Below are 23,173 nucleotides of genomic sequence, written 5' to 3'. Positions count from 1 at the left end.
CTGCCAGGAGCAGGGGGACGCTCAGCCGGCGCTTTCCAGATGCGCGTGCAGCTCGACGAACTGCTGGGTCAGCTTGTGCCGCGGGTCGAGGAAGATCAGCGGCATGCAGGCCTGGTGCGACTCGCGCATCTTCACCGAAGCGCCCAGGTACACCGGCAGCACCGGCAACTGCTCGGCAATCAGCTCGTCGAGCAGCTGCTGCGGCAGCGACGCACGCGGCTGGAACTGGTTGACCACGATGCCCTCGACCTCGAGGTCCTCGTTGTGGTCCTCGCGCAGCTCGTCGAGCTCGGCGAGCAGACCGTACAGCGCCTGGCGCGAGAAGCTGTCGCAGTCGAAGGGAATCAGCACCCGATCAGCGCCGATCAGCGCGGAAACCGTGTAAAAATTCAGCGCCGGCGGGGTATCCAGGTAGATCCGCTCGTAGTCCTCGTCCAGCTCGTCGAGCAGTTTGCGCAGCTTGTTGATCTTGTGCTTGGCCTCCAGTTTGGGTTGCAGGTCGGCCAGCTCGGCACTCGCGGTGATCAGATCGAGATTGGCAAAGGGCGTCGGCTGCACCCTGACCTTGGGCTTCTTGCCGGCGCTACCGGCCAGCACCTGCTTGAAGAAGTCGGCGATGCCCAGCGGGATGGCGTCGCCGCTCAGCCCGGTGAGGTAATGGGTGGAGTTGGCCTGGCTGTCGAGATCGATCAGCAGGGTGCGATAGCCCTGCGCCGCACTCACCGCCGCCAGGTTGCAGGCGATGCTCGACTTGCCGACTCCGCCCTTCTGATTGAACACCACACGCCGCATGCCACTGTCTCCCCTGGTGCGCTCCGCCGTGCGCGGATGCGTTGCTGTGCCTGCATTTAACCCCATTCACGTCCGCCTGTGCGCATCGACCGCCGTTGTCCGCAATGCCTGCGCCTGCCGCGCCTCGCCTTCGAGCAGTTCGGCGAAACGCTGCACCAGCGGCGAGGCCTCGCCGCGGCGGCGCACCAGCCACACCGCGGTGCTGGCCCCGGCATCGCGCAGGGTGCGGCACACCACGCCGTCGATGCGCATGCGGCTGAACGAGGCCGGCAGCACGGTGACGCCGAGGCCGGTGGCGACCAGACCGATCAGGGTCATCGCCTCGCTGGCCTCCTGGACGATGCGCGGAGTGAAGCCGGCGGCGCGCGCCAGGTCGAGCAGCTGGTCGTAGAGGCCGGTGCCGAAACTGCGCGGGAAGAACACGAAGGCTTCCCCGGCCAGCTCGCTTAGGTCGATCCCCGCCGCGCGGCCGGCCAGCGGATGGCCGGCCGGCAGCACCGCCACCAGCGCTTCGGCGAACAGCTCCAGCGCCTGCAGCCCGGCGGGCATGGCCTCCAGCGGACGCAGCATGCCGACCTGCAGGCGCCCTTCGGCGACCGCCTCGGCGACGCCGCGGCTGCTCAGCTCGCAGAGGTCCAGATGCACCGCCGGACAGGCCAGGCGGAAGGCCTGGATCGCCCGCGGAATGGTCGAGGTGAACGGCGCCGAGGAGGTGAAACCGACCTTCAGCTCGCCGACCTCGCCGCGCTGCGCGCGGCGCGCCACGTCGACCGCCTTGTCCAGCTGCGCCAGCACCGCCCGCGCCTCGGGCAGGAACAGCCGGCCAACCTCGCTGAGGACCACCCGCCGGTTGGTGCGCTCGAACAGACGCGCGCCGAGCTCGTCCTCCAGCGCCTGGATCTGCTGGCTCAGCGGCGGCTGGGAGATACCCAGTTGCAGCGCGGCGCGACCGAAGTGCAGCTCCTCGGCGACGGCGATGAAATAGCGCAGGTGACGGAGTTCCATGGGCGACTCTATCGATTCGCAAGACATATCAGACAGGTCGAATAATATATTGGAACTAAGAATACCGCCTCACCTATGCTTGCCGGCATGCCCCGCCCACCGAGTCGCCCCTGGCCCGTTCGCGCCTCTCTGCCACCGCCGAGGAACCGATGAAGATCCTTGCCGCCAGCCCTGTGCAGCCTCCGAGTGCCGCCGAAACGATGCGGCACATCGAGAAGGGCACCGCGCAGTTCCGCCGCACCAACTGGGCGCTGTTCGCCGGCGGCTTCGCCACCTTCGCCCTGCTCTACTGCGTGCAGCCGATGCTGCCGGTGCTGTCCGCCGCCTTCGCCCTGAGCGCGGCGCAGAGCAGCCTGGCGCTGTCGATCTCGACCATCACCCTGGCCATCGGCCTGCTGCTCACCGGTCCGTTGTCCGACGCCCTCGGCCGCAAGCCGGTGATGGTCGCCGCGCTGTGCGCCGCCGCGCTGTGCACCCTGCTCACCCCGCTGATGCCCAACTGGCATGCCCTGCTGCTGATGCGCGCGCTGGTCGGCCTGTCGCTGAGCGGCCTGGTCGCGGTGGCGATGTCCTACCTCAGCGAGGAAATCCATCCCCAGCACCTCGGCCTGGCCATGGGCCTGTACATCTCCGGCAACGCGCTGGGCGGCATGAGCGGCCGGCTGGTCAGCGGCGTGCTGGTGGATTTCGTCTCCTGGCAGGCGGCGGTGGCCACCCTCGGCGGCCTCGCGCTGCTCGCCGCGCTGCTGTTCTGGCGCCTGCTGCCGGACTCGCGGCACTTCCGGCCGACGCCGCTGAGCTTCGCCAACCTGGCCAACGGCCTGCGCCTGCACCTGACCGACCGCGGCCTGCCCTGGCTGTTTCTCGAAGCCTTCCTGCTGATGGGCGGTTTCGTCACCCTGTTCAACTACATCGGCTACCGCCTGCTCGAGGCGCCCTACAACCTCAGCCTGAGCCTGGTCGGCCTGCTCTCGGTGGTCTACCTGTCGGGCACCTACAGCTCGACCCAGGCCGGCCTGCTGGCCGACCGCCTCGGCCGCCACCGGGTGTTCTGGCCGGCGATCCTGCTGATGCTGGGCGGCCTGCTGCTGACCCTGTTCGCCTCGCTGGCGCTGATCCTCGTCGGCATGCTGCTGTTCGCCTTCGGCTTCTTCGCCGCCCACTCGCTGGCCAGCAGCTGGGTCGGCCGCCGCGCCCTGCAGGCCCGTGGCCAGGCCTCGTCGCTGTACCTGTTCAGCTACTACCTGGGCTCCAGCGTGGCCGGCACCCTCGGCGGCCTGTTCTGGCAGCGCGGCGGCTGGACCGGTGTCGGCCTGTTCATCGCCGCCCTGCTTGCGGTGGCGCTGCTGGTGGCGCTGCACCTGTCGCGGCTGCCACCCAAGCAGCCACAGGCCTGAGCGCGCCGGACTGGCAAACGGGCGCCGGTCTTTTCAGAACCGCGTACTGATCACTGGTGATACTGCGCCGACAGCTCGTGCACCGCCTCGATGAACACTCCGGCATTGCGCGGATCGACTTCCGGGGTGATGCCGTGGCCGAGGTTGAACACGTGGCCCGAGCCGTTGCCGTAACGCTCGAGGATGCGCGCCACTTCGGCGCGGATCGCCGTCGGGTTGGCGTACAGCACGGTCGGGTCCATGTTGCCCTGCAGGGCCACCTTGTCGCCGACGCGGGCGCGGGCGTTGCGGATGTCGCAGGTCCAGTCCAGGCCCAGCGCGGTGGCGCCGGCCTCGGCCATGGACTCCAGCCACAGACCGCCGCCCTTGGTGAACAGGATCACCGGCACTTCGCGGCCCTCGTGCTGGCGGATCAGGCCGCTGACGATGCGCTCCATGTAGAACAGCGAGAACTCGCGGTAGGCCGCATCCGACAGGCTGCCGCCCCAGGAGTCGAAGATCTGCACGGCCTGGGCGCCGGCGAGGATCTGCGCATTCAGGTAGCTGGTGACCGACTGGGCCAGCTTGTCGAGCAGCGCGTGCATGGCCTGCGGGTTGTCGTAGAGCATCGCCTTGGACTTGCGGAAGTCCTTGGACGAACCACCCTCGACCATGTAGGTGGCCAGGGTCCACGGGCTGCCGGAGAAGCCGATCAGCGGCACACGGCCGTTGAGCTCGCGGCGGATGGTGCGCACCGCGTCCATCACGTAGCCGAGATCCTTTTCCGGATCGGGGATCGGCAGCGCGGCGATGTCGGCCGGGGTGCTGACCACCTTCTTGAAGCGCGGCCCTTCGCCGGTCTCGAAGTACAGGCCCAGACCCATGGCATCCGGAATGGTCAGGATGTCGGAGAACAGGATGGCGGCATCCAGCGGGTAGCGGTCCAGCGGCTGCAGGGTGACCTCGCAGGCCAGCTCGGGATTCATGCACAGGCTCATGAAATCGCCAGCCTTGGCGCGGCTGGCACGGTACTCGGGGAGGTAGCGTCCGGCCTGGCGCATCATCCACACCGGGGTGACATCGACAGGCTGCTTGAGCAGGGCGCGAAGGAAACGGTCGTTCTTCAGGACGGTCATAACGGCTTCCGGCGAAAATTCAGGGGGCATTGTCGCAAAGCACACAGCAAAAGGCACGGCGGGTGCCGTGCCTTTCGTGGTTGGCTTGACCGGGGTCAGCTGCGCGGAGGAGTCCCGCCACAGCGACCGGTCACGGTTCAGACGCCCAGGTAGTCGAGGATGCCCTCGGCGGCCTGGCGGCCTTCGAAGATCGCGGTGACCACCAGGTCGGAGCCGCGCACCATGTCGCCGCCGGCGAAGATCTTCGGGTTGCTGGTCTGGTGCTTGAACTGACCGGCTTCCGGAGCGACCACGCGACCCTGGTCATCGATGGCGATGCCGAACTGCTCGAACCACGGCGCCGGGCTCGGCCGGAAGCCGAAGGCGATCACCACGGCGTCGGCCGGGAGGATCTCCTCGGAGCCCGGAATCGGCTCGGGGCTGCGGCGACCGCGGGCATCCGGCTCGCCGAGGCGGGTCTCGATGACCTTGACGCCTTCGACGCGGCCTTCGCCGACGATGGCAATCGGCTGGCGGTTGAACAGGAACTTGACCCCTTCTTCCTTGGCGTTCTTCACCTCGCGGCGCGAGCCCGGCATGTTCGCCTCGTCGCGACGGTAGGCACAGGTGACCGCCTTGGCGCCCTGACGGATCGAGGTGCGGTTGCAGTCCATCGCCGTGTCGCCACCGCCGAGCACCACCACCTTCTTGCCGGCCATGTCGATGAAGTCCTCGGGGGACTTCTCGAAGCCGAGGTTGCGGTTGACGTTGGCGATCAGGAAGTCCAGCGCATCGAAGACGCCCGGCAGGTCCTCGCCGGCGAAGCCGCCCTTCATGTAGCTGTAGGTGCCCATGCCCATGAACACGGCGTCATATTCGGCGAGCAGCTGCTCCATGCTCACGTCCTTGCCCACCTCGGTGTTGAGGCGGAACTCGATGCCCATGCCGGTGAACACTTCGCGGCGCCGGCTCAGCACGGTCTTTTCCAGCTTGAACTCGGGGATGCCGAAGGTCAGCAGGCCGCCGATCTCCGGGTTCTTGTCGAACACCACCGGGGTCACGCCGTTGCGCACCAGCACGTCGGCGCAGCCGAGACCGGCGGGGCCGGCACCGACCACCGCGACGCGCTTGCCGGTCGGCACCACCTTGGACATGTCCGGGCGCCAGCCCATGGCGAAGGCGGTGTCGGTGATGTACTTCTCCACCGAGCCGATGGTCACCGCGCCGAAGCCGTCGGCCAGGGTGCAGGCACCCTCGCACAGGCGGTCCTGTGGGCACACGCGGCCGCAGACTTCCGGCAGGGTGTTGGTCTGGTGCGACAGCTCGGCGGCGGCGAGGATGTTGCCCTCGGAGACCAGCTTCAGCCAGTTGGGAATGAAGTTGTGCACCGGGCACTTCCATTCGCAGTACGGGTTGCCGCACTCCAGGCAGCGGTGCGCCTGTTCGGTCGCCTGCTGCGGCTTGAACAGGTCGTAGATCTCGACGAATTCCTTCTTGCGCTGGCGCAGCAGTTTCTTCTTCGGATCCTTGCGGCCGACCTCGATGAACTGGAAGTCGTTGTTCAGACGTTCAGTCATATCAAAACCTCTTTGCAGCAGCCTCAAGTCACGTGCTTCAAGCTGCGAAACTCATCTGGGGAACCGGCCAGCCTCGCTGCCCCTGGCGGGCGAGGCTGGCGGCTCGGAGCGGCCTTACTGCGGGTTGGCCCGGGTGCTGGACAGCAGCGTCTTCAGACTGGCGGCCTTCGGCTTGACCAGCCAGAAGCGCCGCGCGTAGTCGTCGAGATTCTCCACAATCTGCTGACCCCAGGCACTGCCGGTCTCTTCCACGTACTCGACCAGCACGCGCTTGAGGTGGCTGCGGTAGGCCTCCATGGCTTCGCTGCTGATGCGCTGGATGTCCACCAGCTCGTGGTTGACGCGGTCGACGAAGCTGTTGTCCAGGTCGAGCACGTAGGCGAAGCCGCCGGTCATGCCCGAACCGAAGTTGTAGCCAGTCTTGCCCAGCACGCAGACGAAGCCGCCGGTCATGTACTCGCAGCAGTGGTCGCCGGTGCCTTCCACCACGGTGTGGGCGCCGGAGTTGCGCACCGCGAAACGCTCGCCCGCGGTACCGGCGGCGAACAGCTTGCCGCCGGTGGCGCCGTACAGGCAGGTGTTGCCGATGATCGCCGACTCCTGGCTCTGCATCTCGCAGCCCACGGACGGGGTGATGACGATCTTGCCGCCGGTCATGCCCTTGCCGACGTAGTCGTTGGCATCGCCCTGCAGGTACAGGTTGAGGCCGCCGGCGTTCCACACGCCGAAGCTCTGCCCCGCGGTGCCGGTGAAGCGGAAGCTCAGCGGCGCGTCGACCATGCCCTGGTTGCCATGCACCCGGGCGATCTCGCCGGAGATGCGCGCGCCGATGGAGCGGTCGCAGTTGCAGATGTCGAGGGCGAACTCGCCGCCGCTCTTGGCCTTGATCGCCGGCAACGCCATCTCGACCATCTTCTCGGCCAGCAGGCCCTGGTCGAACGGCGGGTTCTTCTCCACCTCGCAGAACTGCGGCTTGTCGGCCGGGATGTGGTCGCTGCCGAGCAGCGGGGTCAGGTCCAGGTTGCCCTGCTTGGCGGTTTCACCCGGCAGCACCTCGAGCAGGTCGGTGCGTCCGATCAGCTCGGCCAGGCTGCGCACGCCCAGCTTGGCCAGCCACTCGCGGGTTTCCTCGGCGATGAAGGTGAAGAAGTTCATCACCATCTCGACGGTGCCGATGAAGTGGTCCTTGCGCAGCTGGTCGTTCTGGGTGGCCACGCCGGTGGCGCAGTTGTTCAGGTGGCAGATGCGCAGGTACTTGCAGCCCAGGGCGATCATCGGCGCGGTGCCGAAGCCGAAGCTCTCGGCGCCGAGGATGGCGGCCTTGATCACGTCGAGGCCCGTCTTCAGGCCGCCGTCGGTCTGCACGCGCACCTTGCCGCGCAGGTCGTTGCCGCGCAGGGTCTGGTGCGCCTCGGCGAGGCCCAGCTCCCACGGGCTGCCGGCGTACTTGATCGAGGTCAGCGGCGAGGCGCCGGTGCCGCCGTCATAGCCGGAGATGGTGATCAGGTCGGCATAGGCCTTGGCCACGCCGGCGGCGATGGTGCCGACGCCCGGCTCGGCGACCAGCTTGACCGACACCAGCGCCTGCGGGTTGACCTGCTTGAGGTCGAAGATCAGCTGGGCCAGGTCCTCGATCGAGTAGATGTCGTGGTGCGGCGGCGGCGAGATCAGGGTCACGCCGGGCACCGCGTAGCGCAGGCGGGCGATCAGCGGATTGACCTTGCCGCCCGGCAGCTGGCCGCCCTCGCCGGGTTTGGCGCCCTGGGCGACCTTGATCTGCAGCACTTCGGCGTTGACCAGGTATTCCGGGGTGACGCCGAAGCGGCCGGTAGCCACCTGCTTGATCTTCGAGCTCTTGATGGTGCCGTAGCGCGCCGGGTCTTCGCCGCCCTCGCCGGAGTTGGAGCGCCCGCCCAGACGGTTCATCGCCTCGGCCAGCGCCTCGTGGGCTTCCGGCGACAGCGCGCCGAGGGAGATGCCCGCGGCGTCGAAGCGCTTGAAGATCGCGCTGAGCGGCTCGACCTGGTCGAGCGCCAGCGGCTGCGCGGCGGTCTTGACCTTGAGCAGGTCGCGAATCATCGATACGGGGCGGCTGTCGACCAACGCGGTGTAGTCGCGGAAGCGCGCATAGTCGCCCTGCTGCACGGCTTCCTGGAGCAGGCGCACCACGTCCGGGTTGTAGGCATGGTATTCGCCGCCGTGGACGAACTTGAGCAGGCCGCCCTGCTGGATCGCCTTGCGCTGGTTCCACGCCTCGACGGCCAGCAGCTTCTGCTCGGCCTCGAGGTCGACGAAGCGCGCGCCCTGGATGCGGCTGGCGACGCCGCGGAAGCTCAGCTCGACCACCTCGTCGGCCAGGCCGATGGCTTCGAACAGCTGGGCGCCACGGTAGGAGGCGACGGTGGAGATGCCCATCTTCGAGAGGATCTTCAGCAGGCCCTTGGAGATGCCCTTGCGGTAGTGCTTGAACGACTCGTGCAGGTCGCCGAGCACCTCGCCGCTGCGGATCAGGTCGGCCAGCACCTCGTAGGCGAGGAACGGATAGACCGCGGTGGCGCCGAAGCCGATCAGCACGGCGAAGTGATGCGGATCGCGCGCGGTGGCGGTTTCCACCAGGATGTTGCAGTCGCAGCGCAGGCCCTTCTCGGTCAGGCGGTGGTGCACCGCACCGACCGCCAGCGAGGCGTGCGCCGGCAGCTTGCCGGGGGCGATGTGGCGGTCGCTGAGGACCAGCATCACCTTGCCGGCACGCACGGCGGCCTCGGCCTGGTCGGCGATGGCGCGCACCGCCGCCTCGAGACCGAGCGACTCGTCGTAGTTGAGGTCGATGACCTGCCGCTCGAAGCCCGGGCGGTCCAGGGTCATCAGCGCCTGCCACTTGGCCGGGGAGATCACCGGGGTGTTGAGGATCGCGCGGTTGGCGTGGTCGGCGGACTCCTCGAACACGTTGCGCTCGGCGCCCAGGCAGGTTTCCAGCGACATGACGATCGACTCGCGCAGCGGATCGATCGGCGGGTTGGTCACCTGGGCGAACTGCTGGCGGAAGTAGTCGTAGGTCGAGCGCACGCGCCGCGACAGCACCGCCATCGGGGTGTCGTCGCCCATCGAGCCGACCGCTTCCTGGCCCTGCTCGGCGAGCGGCCGCAGCACCTGGTCACGCTCCTCGAAGGTGACCTGGAACATCTTCATGTACTGCTTGAGCTGCCCGCTGTCGTAGGCAGCCGCGCCCTGGTCCTCTTCCATGCTGGCCTGGATGCGCAGGGCATTCTGGCGCAGCCACTGGCGGTAGGGATGCCGCGACTTCAGGCGGTTGTCGATGTCCGCGGTGTGCAGCACCTGGCCGGTCTCAGTGTCCACGGCGAGGATCTGCCCCGGGCCGACGCGGCCCTTGGCGATCACGTCTTCCGGCGCGTAGTTCCACACGCCGACTTCCGAAGCGAGGGTGATGTAGCCGTTCTTGGTGGTGACCCAGCGCGCCGGACGCAGGCCGTTGCGGTCGAGCAGGCAGACGGCGTGGCGACCGTCGGTCAGCACCACGCCGGCTGGGCCGTCCCACGGCTCCATGTGCATGGAGTTGTATTCGTAGAAGCTGCGCAGCTCGACGTCCATGGTCTCGACGTTCTGCCAGGCCGGCGGAATGATCATGCGCAGTCCGCGGAACAGGTCCATGCCGCCGGTGACCAGCAGTTCAAGCATGTTGTCCATGCTCGAGGAGTCGGAACCGGTGCGGTTGACCAGCGGGGCGATGCTTTCCAGATCGGGCAGCAGCTCGTTGGCGAACTTGTTGCGCCGCGCCACCGCCCAGTTGCGGTTGCCGGTGATGGTATTGATCTCGCCGTTGTGCGCCAGGAAGCGGAACGGCTGGGCCAGCGGCCAGCGCGGCAGGGTGTTGGTGGAGAAGCGCTGGTGGAACACGCAGATCGCGGTTTCCAGGCGCTCGTCGCCCAGATCGGGGAAGAAGCTGGCCAGATCGGCCGGCATCATCAGACCCTTGTAGATGATGTCCTTGGCCGACAGGCTGCAGACGTAGAAGTCCGCGTCGTCCTTGAGGGCGACTTCGGCGTGGCGGCGGGCGTAGAACAGCTTGATCGCGATCTGCTGGTCATCGAGACCTTCGCCGCTGACGAACACCTGCTCGATGCGCGGCAGGCACTCCAGCGCCAGACGGCCGAGTACCGAGGTATCCACCGGCACGCTGCGCCAGCCGACCAGCTTCAGGCCCTGGGCGGCCAGTTGCGCATTGACCGCCTCGCGCGCGCGCGTGGCGCGGGCTTCGTCCTGACTGAGGAACAGCATGCCGACCGCGTACTGCTCGGGCAGGTGCACGCCGAACTGCTCGGCGGCCAGCACACGCAGGAAACGATCGGGCTTCTGCAGCAGCAGACCACAGCCATCGCCGGTCTTGCCGTCGGCATTGATGCCGCCGCGGTGGGTCATGCATGTCAGGGCTTCAATGGCAGTCTGCAGCAGATGGTGGCTGGGCTGCCCGTGCATGTGGGCAATCAGACCGAAGCCGCAGTTATCCTTGAACTGCTCAGGATGGTACAGACCTGCTTTCATAGGCACTCTCACCGGCTAACTTTTACTTGATTCGGGCGATTTTTCGCAATTTGTTCCCCTTTGCTACCACGTTTGTGGCGCGGGGTGCGATCACGGATGCGCCATTGTAGCGCGCAGCCCATGTCCGAAAAAGAACAAATGACGCCAAAGCGAAAATTTCATGTCGCATTTATAAAAGAAAACCGGTGACCCGCCTAGGCGGGTCACCGGTTTTTTCACCGCCGTAGGAACAGGCTAGCGGCCGGCCTGGCGGATTTCCTGCTGGATGCTGGCAAAGGTGCGTGGCCACGGTTTGCCGGCCTGCAGGCGCGCCGGCAAGCCGGTCACCGCCGACTTGGCCGCCGCCGGCGTGGAGAAGGCGCCATAGGTGACCACGTACAGCGGCTTGCCCTGGTGCAGCTTGCGGAAGTAGCGATAGTCGCCACCACCCTCGCGCACTGCCGTCTGGGCTGCCCCCTCCGAACTGGTGCCGAACAGTTGCAGGGTGTACTGACCGACGGGTTGCGACAGGTACCAGCTGCCGCTGCCGGCACTGCCCGCCGTCGGCGCGCTGGGAGCCGGCACAGCCGCAGGAGTGGGTGCCGGCCTGGCGCTCGGCGCCACCGCCAGCGGTGCTGCAGGCGCCGGCTTGACCTCCACAGCAGGGGCAGGCGCCGGCGTGGGCGCAGTGACCGGCGCCGCGCTCGGCGGCGTCTGCGCCACTGCCTGCTCCGTACCAACCGGCGGCACCGCGGTATCCACCGCTATCGGCATGGCGGCATTGGAGGCATCCAGCTCCTCGACGCCGGCCCCGCCGGCGGCGCGCGCCAGCGGTTCGCGCGGCACCGGCTGCCCCTGGCCGACCAACGGCAGCGGCAGCGGCTTGTCGCCTTCGAACTCGATGGCCGGGCCATTGACGGTCGGTGACGGCGAGGCGGCAGCGGCCTCGCCCTGCACCACAGAGCCCTGCTGCCCGGGCGCCGGACTGTCGGTGACTGCCGGCGCCACCCCGGACTCCTTGCCGTTCATCACCAGCGCCAGCACCACCCCGACAGCCACCACCCCCAGCGCCAGCAGGTGTTTCTTCGGCAGGTTGATGCCGGTTCCGGTCGAGAGCTCCGGCTGGTCTTCGGCGAGCATCGCCTCGTTCAGCACCTCGCGCGCCACCCGATTGATCGCCCCCGGCCAGCCACCCGACTCGACCTGAATTTCTTCCAGCTGGCGGGCATCGAACAATGTCAGATCCTGCCCGGCGCCTTCGAGGCGCTGGGCGAGGTAGGCGCGTGTTTCGTCGAGCGTGTAAGGCTGCAACTCCTGCACATGACAGCGATCGGCCTTGCCCAACGCATCCAGACGCGCCAGCAGCTCTGGCTCGGCAAATAGGAAGACATGGGCACGACCATCGCTATCCCCTGCCGCCAGCGCAGCCAGGGTTTCCAGCGCTTCGTCCTGCAGTTTCTCGGCGTCATCCACCAGCAGATAGACTTCCTGGCCGGCCTGATTCAGGCGGGCCACCTGACCGAGCAGACCATCCACATCCTGGCTGCTGCCGCCCAGCCCTTGGCTGAAACCGCGCAACAGCATCGCACTGTTGCCGGCCTGACGCGCCGACAGCGGCACGCTGACCACGCTCTGCTTGTTGCTGCTGGCCACCAGCGCCTGACGCAGCAGGGTCTTGCCGCTGCCCAACGGCCCGCTCACCACCTGCATCAGCGCACTGTAGCGCGCCAGCTGATGCAACTGGGCCAGCACCGGCTTGCGCTGCGCGGGGAAAAACTTGAAGCCCGGCACCCGCGGGGTGAACGGGTCGTGCGTCAACTGGTAATGCTCAACAAATGCCTCATCGGCCTGCAGGCTGGTCATGAATGCCTCATTCCATTTGCACAGGAAGCCCCGGCACTGGCGCCGGGGCAATCAACTCACTTCAGGCTTGACGGACCAGTGCCGCATAGTCCGTACGCAGCGTTGCTTCGAGAACTTCGCGCGGATAGTCCGCTGTCACCACCGCCTCGCCCAGCTGGCGCAGCAGCACCAGACGCAACTGGCCATCGAGCACCTTCTTGTCGACCGCCATGTGACGGAGAAATTCCTCCACACCCATCTCCTGCGGCGGCACCACCGGCAGGCCGGCGCGCAGCAGCAGACGGATGCCACGATCGCGCGCCTGCGCGTCGATCCAGCCGAGGCGCCGCGACATTTCCAGCGCCATCACGGTGCCGACCGCCACCGCCTCGCCGTGCAACCAGACGCCGTAGCCCATTTCGGTCTCGATGGCGTGACCGAAGGTATGGCCGAGGTTGAGGGTGGCGCGCACCCCGGATTCGCGCTCGTCGGCATTCACCACCCGCGCCTTGGCCGCACAGGAACGCTCGACCGCCTCGCTGATCGCCTCGCCATCCAGCGCGCGCAGGGCATCGACGTGCTGCTCCAGCCAACTCAGGAAGGACTCGTCGCAGATCAGCCCGTACTTGATCACTTCGGCCAGGCCGGCCGACAGTTCGCGCGCCGGCAGGGTGGCCAGGGTCGCGGTATCGATCACCACCGCCTGCGGCTGGTAGAAGGCGCCGATCATGTTCTTGCCCAGCGGATGGTTGATCCCGGTCTTGCCGCCCACCGAGGAGTCCACCTGCGACAACAGCGTGGTTGGCACCTGGATGAAGTCCACCCCGCGCTGGTAGCAGGCCGCGGCGAAACCGGCCATGTCACCGATCACCCCACCACCGAGGGCGATCAGGGTGGTGCGCCGGTCATGCCGGGCCTCGAGCAGAGCGTCGAAGATCAGCTGCAGGGTTTCCCAATTCTTGAACGCCTCGCCATCGGGCAGGATGATCGGCGTGACGGCATAGCCTTCCAGCGTTGCCAGCAGCCGCTGCAGATACAACGGTGCCACAGTCTGGTTGGTGACGATCGCCACCTGGCGACCGGCAATATGGGGAGAGAAGCAGTCGCGGCGGTCTAGCAGACCGGCGCCGATGAAGATGGGATAGCTGCGCTCGCCGAGATCGACGTGAAGAGTCCGCATGTGGCCCCCCGCTGGTGGAAAAGGGCCCTAGGATAGCGCAGTTCGCGCCCCTTTTAACGGGGCGGCAACTGTTCCAGGCGGCTCAGCACTTCCTGTACCACCATGCGCGGCGGGCGCTGATCGGTTTCGATGATCACATCGGCGATTTCGCGGTACAGCGGATCGCGGATCGCCATCAGATCGCTCAGCACCTGACCGGGATTGGCGGTACGCAGCAGCGGCCGGTTGCGATCGCGTGCGGTACGCTCAAGTTGCTGATCCACCGAGGTGTGCAGGTAGACCACCCGCCCCCCGGCGCGCAGCGCCTCGCGGTTGGCCTGACGCAGGATCGCTCCACCACCGGTGGCCAGCACCAGACCGTCCTCCTGGCACAGGTCGGCGATCACCGCCTGCTCCCGCTCGCGGAATCCCTGCTCGCCTTCGACATCGAAGATCCACGGGATGTCCGCACCGGTGCGCACCTCGATTTCCTTGTCGGAGTCTTTGAAGGGCAGATGCAGCTCCTTGGCCAGAAGACGCCCGATGGTGCTCTTGCCAGCTCCCATCGGGCCCACGAGGATCAGATTGCGCACGTATCAACGACTCACGGAAATTGCCTGGGTGTCCATGATACGCGGGGTGAGGAAGATCAGCAGCTCGGATTTGTGGTCGCTGACTGTGTCGCGGCGAAAAAGGCGACCCAGGAATGGCAGGTCGCCGAGAAACGGTACCTTCTCTACCCCTTTGCTCTGGGTGTTGGAGAACACCCCGCCGATGACGATGGTCTCGCCGTCGGCAGCCAGCACCTTGGCGTTGACCTCGTTCTTGGCAATCGCCGGCACCCCGTTGCTTCTGGATGCGTTGGTGTAATCTGGAGCGTCCTTGTTGATCTTGACTTCCATGATCACCCGGTTATCCGGAGTGATCTGCGGAGTGACCTCCAACGACAACGCCGCTTCCTTGAACGAGGTACTGGTCGCACCACTGGAGCTGGCCTCCTGGTAGGGCACCTCCGCGCCGGTGAGGATCTTCGCGGTTTCCTTGTCGGAAGTGACCACCTTGGGCTGCGAAACCACCTCACCGTTGCCGGTCGACTCCATCGCCGACAGCTGCAGGTCGAGGATCAGGTTATCGGTGACATAGCCGACTCCGAAGCCCGAGGTACTGGCCAGCGCCCCCAGGTCGACAAAGGGAACTGGCGAGTCATTCTCGTTTACCGGGAAGGTACATTTCCCTTGGAAAGGTCCGCAAGCGAAGTCGTCGTCATCCTCGATACCAATATTGCCGTCCTTGCCATAGGCCGCCCACTTGCCGTTATTGGAAACCCCAGTCCCACCCCAGCGCACCCCGAGACTCTTGTCATAGCCGACCGTAGCCTCGACGATGCGCGCCTCGATCATCACCTGGCGCACCGGAATGTCCAGTTGGGTGACGATGCGACGCAGCTCGTTCAGGCGATCCTCGGTCAGGTAGGCGATCAGGCTGTTGGTGCGATCGTCATAGATGATCGAACCGCGCATGTCCTTCTGCTCGGCGCCTTCGGAAAACTCCTTGAACAGGCCGGCGATGTCCGACGCCTTGGCATAGTTCAGCTGCACCACCTCGCGACGCAGCGGCGCCAGCTCGTCGATCTGCTTCTGCGCTTCGAGCTCCTGACGCTCGCGCGCGGCGATCTCGTCGGCCGGCGCGACCAGTAGGACGTTACCGATCTTACGCTTGTCCAGCCCCTTGGTCTTCAGCACCAGATCCAGCGCCTGGTCCCAAGGCACGTTCTGCAGGCGCAGGGTGATGTTGCCCTGCACGGTATCACTGGCCACCAGGTTTAGATCGGTGAAGTCGGCGATCAGCTGCAGCACCGAGCGCACGTCGATATCCTGGAAGTTCAGCGACAACTTCTCGCCGGTATAGGCGAAACGCTCGACCTTGCGCTTCTCGACGTCCTCCTGGGTCAGCGGCTTGACGCTGATGGTCAGGCGATTGTCGGTCTGGTAGGCGAGGTAGTCGTAGTTGCCGCTCGGCTCGATGACGATGCTGGCCTTGTCGCCGCTGACCGAGGCATTGACGAACTGCACGGGGGTGGCGAAGTCCTTCACGTCCAGACGCGCGCGCAACTGCTCGGGCAACTGGGTACGCGGAAACTCCAAGCGGATCTTGCCGCCGCTCTCCTGGATATCCGGACTGATGCCGGCCTCGGAGAGGTCGATGACCACATTGCCTTCGCCCTGACTACCGCGCTGGAAGTCGATATTACGGATCGCCTTGCCGGCCGGAACAAACGGCTTCGGCGCCTGACTCACCGGCTGGGCCACAGCCGCAACGCTGCTGGCGGCAGCCTGCGAACCACCGACCACGACGAACAGGTTGTTGCCCTCGGCACGGGTAGTGTAGGGCTGCAGGCTATTCAGGTTGATGATCAGCCGGGTGCGGTCCTTGGCCTCAACCACCGTGAGGCTGCGCGCGTTGCCAACTCCCAGGTCGCGATTGCGCGAGCCCAGCTTGTTGGTCACCCCCGGCAGATCCAGGGCAATGCGCGCCGGCTGGTCGATGGTGTAGCCGCGCGGGGCGGTTACCGGCTCGTCGAAGGCCAGCTTCAGCTCGACACGATCCCCAGGCAGGGCCGCCACATCCAGCCCCTGCAGATTGGCAGCCAGTGCCGCCGGCGAAAGCAGTACAGCCAGCAACGACAGGCTGAAGCGCGAAATGGAACTGTTCATTGTCTGAATCCGTTGTGCAGACCGAGTTGGATTATTCATGCATGGACCCCCGCCCTCAGGAACGTTCTTTGAGGGTCAGGGTGCGCGGCCGCTCGAGCCAGCCCCCCTCGCCGTCTGGAACAATTTCGATGACCTCGACCCGATCATCGTTGATGCCCACGATGCGCCCGTGGTTGCGGCCCAGGTAATCGCCGACCTTGATCCGATGCACCCCGCCGGCACCGTTGACCAGGGCGAAACGCCCATTGCCGTTGGCCAGCAGGCCGACCATCTGGAATACCTCGATATTGAAGCCCTCGAGAAACTGCCGGGGCCGCGACTCGTCCGGCTTGATTTCCGCAGAGCCTTTCTGGCGCTTCTGCAGGTCGATGCGTACCGGCGGCTGGAACGGGCTGCGCATCGCCGCCGCGCTGTAGGTGAACGCCTCGTAGGGCTGGAACTTGGGCAGCGGCTCGATCGGCGTCTTGGGCCGGGCACGCACCTCATTCATGTAGGCCTGCAGGTCGGCGAAATCACCCGAGGAGTCGCAGGCAGTCAGGCTGAGCAGCAGTAGGCTGCCGATAATCAGGCGGGAGCCGTTCATTTTTGCAGCCCCTTGTCGTTGTAGCGGTAAGTCTTGGCCAGGATGCCCATGCTCAGCTTCGCGTCGCCCGCGTCGCCACCCTTCGGCTTGATCTCGAAATCGTGCAGGGTGACGATCCGCGGCAGACTGGCGGCGCCGCTGACGAAGGTCGCCAGGTCATGATAGGTGCCGACCACGCGGATCTGGATCGGCAGCTCGATGTAGAACTGCTGGGTGACTTCCGGCAGCAGCTTGATCTCCTCGAACTCCAGGCCGCTGCCCAGACCGGTACGGGTGATATCCTCGAGCAGGCCGGGCACCTCGGTGTCGCTCGGCAGCTGGCGCAGCAGGGCACCGAAGGACTGTTCCATCTCGATCATCTGCTGGCGATAGGCCTCCAGGTTGGCCGCCTGGGCAGCCTTGCTGGCGAACTGCTGCTTGAGCGTCTCCTCCTGGCTGCGCTGCTGCTCCAGCTGCGCCTGCAAGTCCTTGAGGTGGAAGTTGTAACCCAGCGCCAGCACCGCGAACAGCAGCAGGACGGCGGCGATCACCTTGACCGGGCCAGGCCAGGAGCCGAGGTTGTTGGCGTCCAACTCGCTGAGATTGACCTTGCGCAGACTTTCCATCGATTGAGCCAGACTCATTTCTTGGCTCCTTGTGTGTTGGTTTGTTTGCCCTGCGCCGTCGAAGCAGGCTCCGCGACCGCCAATGCTTCCGCCTCACCCGGCTGGGTTTGCTGGACACTCAGCTGGAATACGTTGGCCTGATCCACCGTGCCGGCGGTCACCGCCTTGACCTCGGTCAGGTTCGGCGCCGCCAGCCATTCGGAGGCATCGAGGTTGCGCATCAGCGTGGACACCCGGTTGTTGGATTCGGCCGCGCCCTTGATGGCGATGTTCTTGCCGGTCATCTTCAGCTCGGTGAAATGCACACCATCGGGCAGGGTGCGCACCAGCTGGTCGAACATCCGACCAATGATCGGTCGATTGCCCTGCAGATCCTGGATGATCTTCATCCGCTCGAGCAGTTGCTGGCGGCGCTGCTTCAGCTCGCTGATCTCCTTGATCCGCGCATCCAGCACGGCAATTTCCTTGCGCACGAAATCATTGCGCGCATTCTGCTGCTCGATGGCGGCATTCAGGTACTGGTCGCCGGCGAATACCAGGGCGGCGGCCCCGACCAACACCGCACCCAGCGCCACCAGGAAGCGCTGCTTGCGCTCCTCGCGACGCTGTTCGCGCCAGGGAAGTAGGTTGATTCTGGCCATCAGTCGAAACTCCTCATCGCCAGCCCGCAGGCGATCATCAGCGCCGGCGCATCACTGGCCAGCGCCGCGGCATTCACCTTGCTGGCCAGCGCCATGTCGGCGAAGGGATTGGCCACCACGCAGGGGGTGCCGATCTTCTGCTCGATCAGCCGATCGAGCCCTGCCAGCGAGGCCGTACCGCCGGCCAGCAGGATGCAATCGACTTCGCTGAACTGACCGGCTGCAAAGAAGAACTGCAGCGAGCGCGACACCTGCTGCACCACCGCCTGCTTGAACGGCAACAGCACTTCGCTGTCGTAGTCATCCGGGAGACCACCCTGTTTTTTCGCCAGGCCGGCATCCTCGAAGGACAGCCCGTAGCGGCGCTGGATTTCCTCGGTCAGCTGCTTGCCACCGAACAGCTGCTCGCGGGTATAGATGGTCTTGCCGTTGTGCAGCACGCTGAGAGTGGTCATGGTCGCACCGACATCCACGACGGCCACGGTCAGCTCGCCATGCTCGCCGGCCAGGCGCGACTCGATCAGGGCAAAGGCGCGCTCCAGCGCATAGGCCTCGACGTCGACCACCTTGGCGGTCAGCCCGGCCAGCGCCAGCGCGGCTTCACGCACTTCGACGTTTTCCTTGCGACAGGCGGCCAGCAGCACCTCGGCGCGCTCGGGATTGCGCGGCGAGAGACCCTGGACCTCGAAGTCGATGGCCACCTCTTCCAGCGGATAGGGTATGTACTGGTCCGCCTCGATTTTCAGCTGGTTCTCCAGCTCGTCCTCGGACAGCCCGGCATCCATCTCGATGGTCTTGGTGATCACCGCCGAGCCGGCCACCGCCACGGCCACGTTCTTGCCCCCGGAGCGCGCCTTGGCCAGCACCCGCGTCAGTGCCTGGCCCACGCCCTCGATCTCGGCGATGTTCTTCTCGACGACCGCATTCGGCGGCAAGGGTTCGACCGCATAGGCCTCAACCCTGTAGCGCCCACCCGAGCGGCTCAGCTCCAGCAGCTTGACTGAAGTCGAACTGATGTCGATCCCCAAAAGCGTATTCGCGGTCTTGTTGAAGAGCCCTAGCACGGCCAATTTCCTATCAGCATCCGATGGTTACGGACGGTTCATGTATTTCAGCATTAAACACCCCTACTTGACAGCAGGGTAAATGGCTACTTCAGGGAGAAAACACTTATAATGTGAACAGTTTTTGCCTTTTCCCTGCGCCACCCGCTTAACTCATTCCTTTCCCTGGACAAGCAAGATTCCCGATGCGCCTGCTGAAGTTTTTGTCGTGGACCTGTGTCGCCCTGCTCGGTGCCGTACTGCTTGGTTTCAGTGGCACCTACCTCTATCTCAGCCCGAGCCTGCCCTCGGTCGAAACCCTGCGCAACGTGCGCATGCAGGTCCCGCTGCGGGTCTACAGTGCCGATGACAAGCTGATCGCCGAGTTCGGTGAAATGCGCCGCAGCCCCATCCGCTTCGCCGACATCCCCCCGGACTTCGTCGATGCCCTGCTGGCCGCCGAGGACGACAACTTCGCGCGCCATTATGGGGTCGACGTGAAGAGCCTGATGCGTGCTGCCGCGCAATTATTGAAGAGCGGGCAGATCCAGACCGGCGGCAGCACCATCACCATGCAGGTGGCGAAGAATTTCTTCCTCTCCAACGAGCGGAGTTTTTCCAGGAAAATCAACGAGATACTGCTAGCCCTGCAGATCGAGCGCGCCCTCGACAAGAACGCGATCCTCGAGCTCTACGTCAACAAGATCTATCTCGGCAACCGCGCCTACGGCATCGAGGCCGCCGCGCAGACCTACTACGGCAAGTCGATCGGCGAACTGTCGCTGGCCCAGCTGGCGATGATCGCCGGCCTGCCCAAGGCCCCTTCGCGCTACAACCCGGTGGTCAACCCCGAACGCGCCAAGATCCGTCGCGACTGGATTCTCGCGCGCATGTACGAGCTGGGCAAGATCGACCAGCAGCGCTACCAGAGCGCCCTCGCCGAGGCGGTCGAAGTGCGCCAGCAGGCCGCCAGCCCGCCGGAACTGGAAGCCCCGTATGTGGCGGAAATGGCTCGCGCCGAAATCGTCGGCCGCTTCGGCGGCGATGCCTACACCGAAGGCTACCGCGTCCACACCAGCGTAAGCAGCGACCTGCAGACCGCCGCCAATCGGGCCCTGCGCGAGGGGCTGCTTGCCTATGACCAGCGCCACGGCTACCGCGGCGCCGAGCAACGTCTGGCCGGGCTCGACCTGGCCGGCTGGCAGGCCAAGCTCGCCGAACAGCGCACCCTCGGCGGCCTGGAGCCGGCGATCGTCACCCGCATCGACGGCGACGGCATCCAGGTCCTGACCCGCGCCGGCAGCGAGGAGCGCGTCGACTGGCAGACCATGAAATGGGCGCGACCGCACATCAACACCAACAGCCTCGGCCGCCAGCCCGGCAAGCCGGCCGACGTGGTGCAGCAGGGCGACCTGATCCGCGTGCAGCGCCAGGACGACGGCAGCCTGCGCTTCGTCCAGCTGCCCCAGGCGCAGGGCGCCCTGGTCTCGCTGGATCCAGCCGACGGCGCGATCCGCGCCCTGATCGGCGGCTTCTCCTTCGAGCAGAGCAACTACAACCGCGCCACCCAGGCCAAGCGCCAGCCCGGCTCGAGCTTCAAGCCGTTTGTCTACAGCGCCGCCCTCGACAAGGGCTTCACCGCGGCCAGCCTAATCAACGACGCGCCCATCGAATTCGTCGACCCCTACACCGGCGAAGTCTGGCGCCCGAAGAACGACAACAACACCTTCCTCGGCCCGATCCGCATGCGCGAGGCCCTGTTCAAGTCGCGCAACCTGGTGTCGATCCGTCTGCTGCAGGAAATCGGCATCGGCTACGCCCTCGACTACAGCAAGCGCTTCGGCCTGCCGCCGGAGGAACTGCCGCGCAACTTCTCGCTGGCCCTCGGCACCGCCAACCTGACCCCGCTGGAAGTCACCACCGGCTATGCGGTGTTCGCCAACGGCGGCTATCGCGTACAGCCCTACCTGATCACCCGCATCGACGATCGCGACGGCGAGCCGCTGTTCCTGGCCAATCCGCCGCGCGTACCGGACCGCCCGGCGCCAGCGCAGGCGACGGCAGCCATCCCGCCCGCCAGCGCCGACGCGAGCAGCGGCGCCGCCGCCCCGGCAGTCGAAGCGCCCGCGGCCGCCGAGCGGGTGCTCGATCCGCGCACCGCCTACATCATGACCAACATGCTCCAGGACGTGATCAGCCGCGGCACCGGCCGCCGCGCCCTGAGCCTGGGGCGCAGCGATCTGGCCGGCAAGACCGGCACCACCAACGAGCAGAAGGATTCCTGGTTCGCCGGCTACAACGGCGACTTCGTCACCACCGCCTGGAGCGGCTTCGACCAGCCGCAGAGCCTCGGCCGCCACGAATACGGCGGCACCGTCGCCCTGCCGATCTGGATCGACTACATGGGCGTGGCGCTCAAGGATCGGCCGACGCACCTGCCGCCGGAGCCGGACGGCCTGCTGCGCCTGCGCATCGACCCCGTCACCGGGCGCGCCGCGACGGCCAGCGCCAGCGGCGCCTTCTTCGAGCTGTTCAACAAGGACGCCCCGCCGCAGCCCGCCCAGGAAGTCAGCAGCAGCTTCCAGGACAACTTCGGCAGCGAGCCAGCCCCGGTGCCGATCGACCTGTTCTGAGTCAGCCGATTCGAACGGCCGCCACACGCCCACAAAAAACCCCGCCGCAGCGGGGTTTTTTCGTTCAAGCAGCCAATCAGCCGTTGAACACGTCATCCACCGAGGTCAGCGGATAGTGCTTCGGGTAGCCGAGACGCGCCACCCCGCTCTCGATCGCGGCCTTGGCCACCGCATCCGGCACCAGCTGGATCAGGCGCTGATCCATCGGCTTGGGAATGATGTAGTCGCGACCAAACTCCAGGCACTCGACGCCATAGGCCGCGCAGACTTCGTTGGGTGCCGGCAGCTTGGCCAGCTCGCGGATGGCGTTGACCGCAGCGATCTTCATCTCCTCGTTGATGCGGGTGGCGCGCACGTCCAGGGCACCGCGGAAGATGAACGGGAAGCCGAGGACGTTGTTGACCTGGTTCGGGTAGTCGGAACGCCCGGTAGCCATGATCACGTCGGCGCGCGTGGCATGCGCCAGTTCCGGCGCGATCTCCGGATCGGGGTTGGAGCAGGCGAACACGATCGGGTTGGCCGCCATGCGCGCCAGGTCTTCGGCCGGCAGCAGGTTGGCGCCGGACAGGCCGACGAACACGTCGGCACCCTCCATCGCGTCGGATAGGGTGCGCTTGTCGGTCTCGTGGGCGAACACCGACTTGTACTGGTTCAGATCGTCGCGACCGGCGTGGATCACGCCCTTGCGGTCGATCATGTAAATGTTCTCGATCTTCGCGCCGAGGCTGACCAGCAGCTTCATGCACGCGGTCGCTGCAGCGCCGGCGCCGAGGCAGACGATCTTCGCCTCCTCCAGCTTCTTGCCGACGATTTCCAGGGCGTTGAGCATGCCGGCCGCGGTGACGATGGCGGTGCCATGCTGGTCGTCGTGGAATACCGGGATGTCGCATTGCTCGATCAGCGCGCGCTCGATCTCGAAGCACTCGGGCGCCTTGATGTCTTCCAGGTTGATGCCGCCGAAGGTGATCGAGATGCGCTTGACGGTGTCGATGAAGGCCTGCGGGCTTTCCGAATCCACCTCGATATCGAACACGTCGACGCCGGCGAAACGCTTGAACAGCACCCCCTTGCCTTCCATCACCGGCTTGGACGCCAGCGGCCCCAGGTCACCCAGACCGAGGATCGCAGTGCCGTCGGAGATGACTGCCACCAGGTTGCCCTTGCCGGTGTACTTGAAGGCCAGCTCGGGATCGCGGGCGATCTCGCGAACCGGCTCGGCAACGCCAGGGCTGTAGGCCAGGGACAGGTCGCGCGCGGTAGCAGTGGGCTTGGTCAGCTCAACGCTCAGTTTGCCGGGACGGGGCTGGGCGTGGTACTCGAGCGCGGCAGTTTTCAGATCAGACATGTTGGTGCTTCCGCTTATTATTTATAGATAAAGACAGGGAACCCGAGCATACGGCATGAGGCCAGCCGCTCACAAGAGCGTTGCGCCAGAGCCTCGAACAGGCTTGTCAAGCACAGATTGACTAGACCTTTGGGCACCCCGCAGAGCGACAGAGTCAGCGCCGCACTCCGCCGGCAGCGCGAAAAAGCCCGCCCCGTGTGGCGA

General features: G+C 66.0%; 16 protein-coding genes. 2 read left to right on the top strand and 14 right to left on the bottom strand.

Annotated elements, in window-relative coordinates; all coding sequences use genetic code 11:
• Positions 1–21: 21 nt before the first annotated feature.
• Together BM297_RS08410 and BM297_RS08405 are read right to left on the bottom strand one after the other, a co-directional pair.
• Positions 22–792, bottom strand: a complete 771-nt coding sequence (locus tag BM297_RS08410; protein WP_092430183.1) for a ParA family protein — start codon at positions 790–792, stop codon at positions 22–24.
• Positions 793–858: 66 nt separating this feature from the next.
• Positions 859–1,797, bottom strand: coding sequence for a LysR substrate-binding domain-containing protein (locus BM297_RS08405; RefSeq protein ID WP_092430181.1), 939 nt, complete (start codon positions 1,795–1,797; stop codon positions 859–861).
• A 149-nt stretch (positions 1,798–1,946) separates the two neighbouring features.
• Here BM297_RS08405 and BM297_RS08400 point away from each other — a divergent pair, with 149 nt between their 5' ends.
• The gene (locus BM297_RS08400; protein WP_092430179.1) at positions 1,947–3,194 is read left to right on the top strand and encodes an MFS transporter; all 1,248 of its coding nucleotides are present in this window, start codon (positions 1,947–1,949) and stop codon (positions 3,192–3,194) included.
• 50 nt (positions 3,195–3,244) lie between these two features.
• On the opposite strand, the gene hemE is transcribed toward BM297_RS08400, so the two are convergent.
• The 11 genes from hemE to BM297_RS08345 form a co-directional block, all read right to left on the bottom strand.
• Positions 3,245–4,309 carry a uroporphyrinogen decarboxylase gene (gene hemE, locus BM297_RS08395; protein WP_092430177.1) on the bottom strand — a complete coding sequence of 355 codons (1,065 nt, stop codon included), beginning with the start codon at positions 4,307–4,309 and terminating at the stop codon, positions 3,245–3,247.
• Positions 4,310–4,446: 137 nt separating this feature from the next.
• The gene (locus BM297_RS08390; protein ID WP_092430175.1) at positions 4,447–5,865 is read right to left on the bottom strand and encodes an FAD-dependent oxidoreductase; all 1,419 of its coding nucleotides are present in this window, start codon (positions 5,863–5,865) and stop codon (positions 4,447–4,449) included.
• 114 nt (positions 5,866–5,979) lie between these two features.
• Positions 5,980–10,425, bottom strand: a complete 4,446-nt coding sequence (gene gltB / locus BM297_RS08385) for a glutamate synthase large subunit (RefSeq protein WP_092430174.1) — start codon at positions 10,423–10,425, stop codon at positions 5,980–5,982.
• Positions 10,426–10,659: 234 nt separating this feature from the next.
• The gene (locus BM297_RS08380) at positions 10,660–12,267 is read right to left on the bottom strand and encodes an AAA family ATPase (protein ID WP_092430172.1); all 1,608 of its coding nucleotides are present in this window, start codon (positions 12,265–12,267) and stop codon (positions 10,660–10,662) included.
• A gap of 61 nt (positions 12,268–12,328) precedes the next feature.
• On the bottom strand, positions 12,329–13,426 hold the full coding sequence (gene aroB / locus BM297_RS08375; protein ID WP_092430170.1) for a 3-dehydroquinate synthase: 1,098 nt from the start codon (positions 13,424–13,426) through the stop codon (positions 12,329–12,331).
• 53 nt (positions 13,427–13,479) lie between these two features.
• A complete protein-coding gene (aroK, locus tag BM297_RS08370; protein WP_092430168.1) occupies positions 13,480–13,998 on the bottom strand; it encodes a shikimate kinase AroK in 519 nt (172 codons plus the stop codon).
• Positions 13,999–14,001: 3 nt separating this feature from the next.
• On the bottom strand, positions 14,002–16,119 hold the full coding sequence (pilQ, locus tag BM297_RS08365) for a type IV pilus secretin PilQ (protein ID WP_092430167.1): 2,118 nt from the start codon (positions 16,117–16,119) through the stop codon (positions 14,002–14,004).
• A 55-nt stretch (positions 16,120–16,174) separates the two neighbouring features.
• On the bottom strand, positions 16,175–16,702 hold the full coding sequence (gene pilP / locus BM297_RS08360) for a type 4a pilus biogenesis lipoprotein PilP (RefSeq protein ID WP_092430165.1): 528 nt from the start codon (positions 16,700–16,702) through the stop codon (positions 16,175–16,177).
• A complete protein-coding gene (gene pilO / locus BM297_RS08355; RefSeq protein ID WP_092430163.1) occupies positions 16,699–17,325 on the bottom strand; it encodes a type 4a pilus biogenesis protein PilO in 627 nt (208 codons plus the stop codon). The genes pilP and pilO overlap by 4 nt, the downstream gene beginning before the upstream one ends.
• Entirely contained in the window at positions 17,322–17,948 is a 627-nt protein-coding gene (locus tag BM297_RS08350; protein ID WP_092430161.1) for a PilN domain-containing protein, read from the bottom strand. Before BM297_RS08350 ends, pilO begins: the two co-directional genes overlap by 4 nt.
• Positions 17,948–19,012, bottom strand: a complete 1,065-nt coding sequence (locus BM297_RS08345; RefSeq protein WP_092430159.1) for a pilus assembly protein PilM — start codon at positions 19,010–19,012, stop codon at positions 17,948–17,950. The genes BM297_RS08350 and BM297_RS08345 overlap by 1 nt, the downstream gene beginning before the upstream one ends.
• A 185-nt stretch (positions 19,013–19,197) precedes the next feature.
• Here BM297_RS08345 and BM297_RS08340 point away from each other — a divergent pair, with 185 nt between their 5' ends.
• Positions 19,198–21,624 (top strand): penicillin-binding protein 1A, encoded by a 2,427-nt coding sequence (locus tag BM297_RS08340; protein ID WP_092430157.1) that lies wholly within the window; start codon positions 19,198–19,200, stop codon positions 21,622–21,624.
• A gap of 76 nt (positions 21,625–21,700) precedes the next feature.
• Here the strand turns inward: BM297_RS08340 and BM297_RS08335 are convergent, their stop codons facing one another.
• A complete protein-coding gene (locus BM297_RS08335; protein WP_092430155.1) occupies positions 21,701–22,969 on the bottom strand; it encodes a malic enzyme-like NAD(P)-binding protein in 1,269 nt (422 codons plus the stop codon).
• Positions 22,970–23,173: the final 204 nt, after the last annotated feature.

It is taken from the genome of Geopseudomonas sagittaria (genome assembly GCF_900115715.1).
Taxonomy (GTDB): domain Bacteria; phylum Pseudomonadota; class Gammaproteobacteria; order Pseudomonadales; family Pseudomonadaceae; genus Geopseudomonas; species Geopseudomonas sagittaria.
Note: the sequence above shows the minus strand (reverse complement) of the source record. Positions and strands in the feature narration are given on the sequence as shown.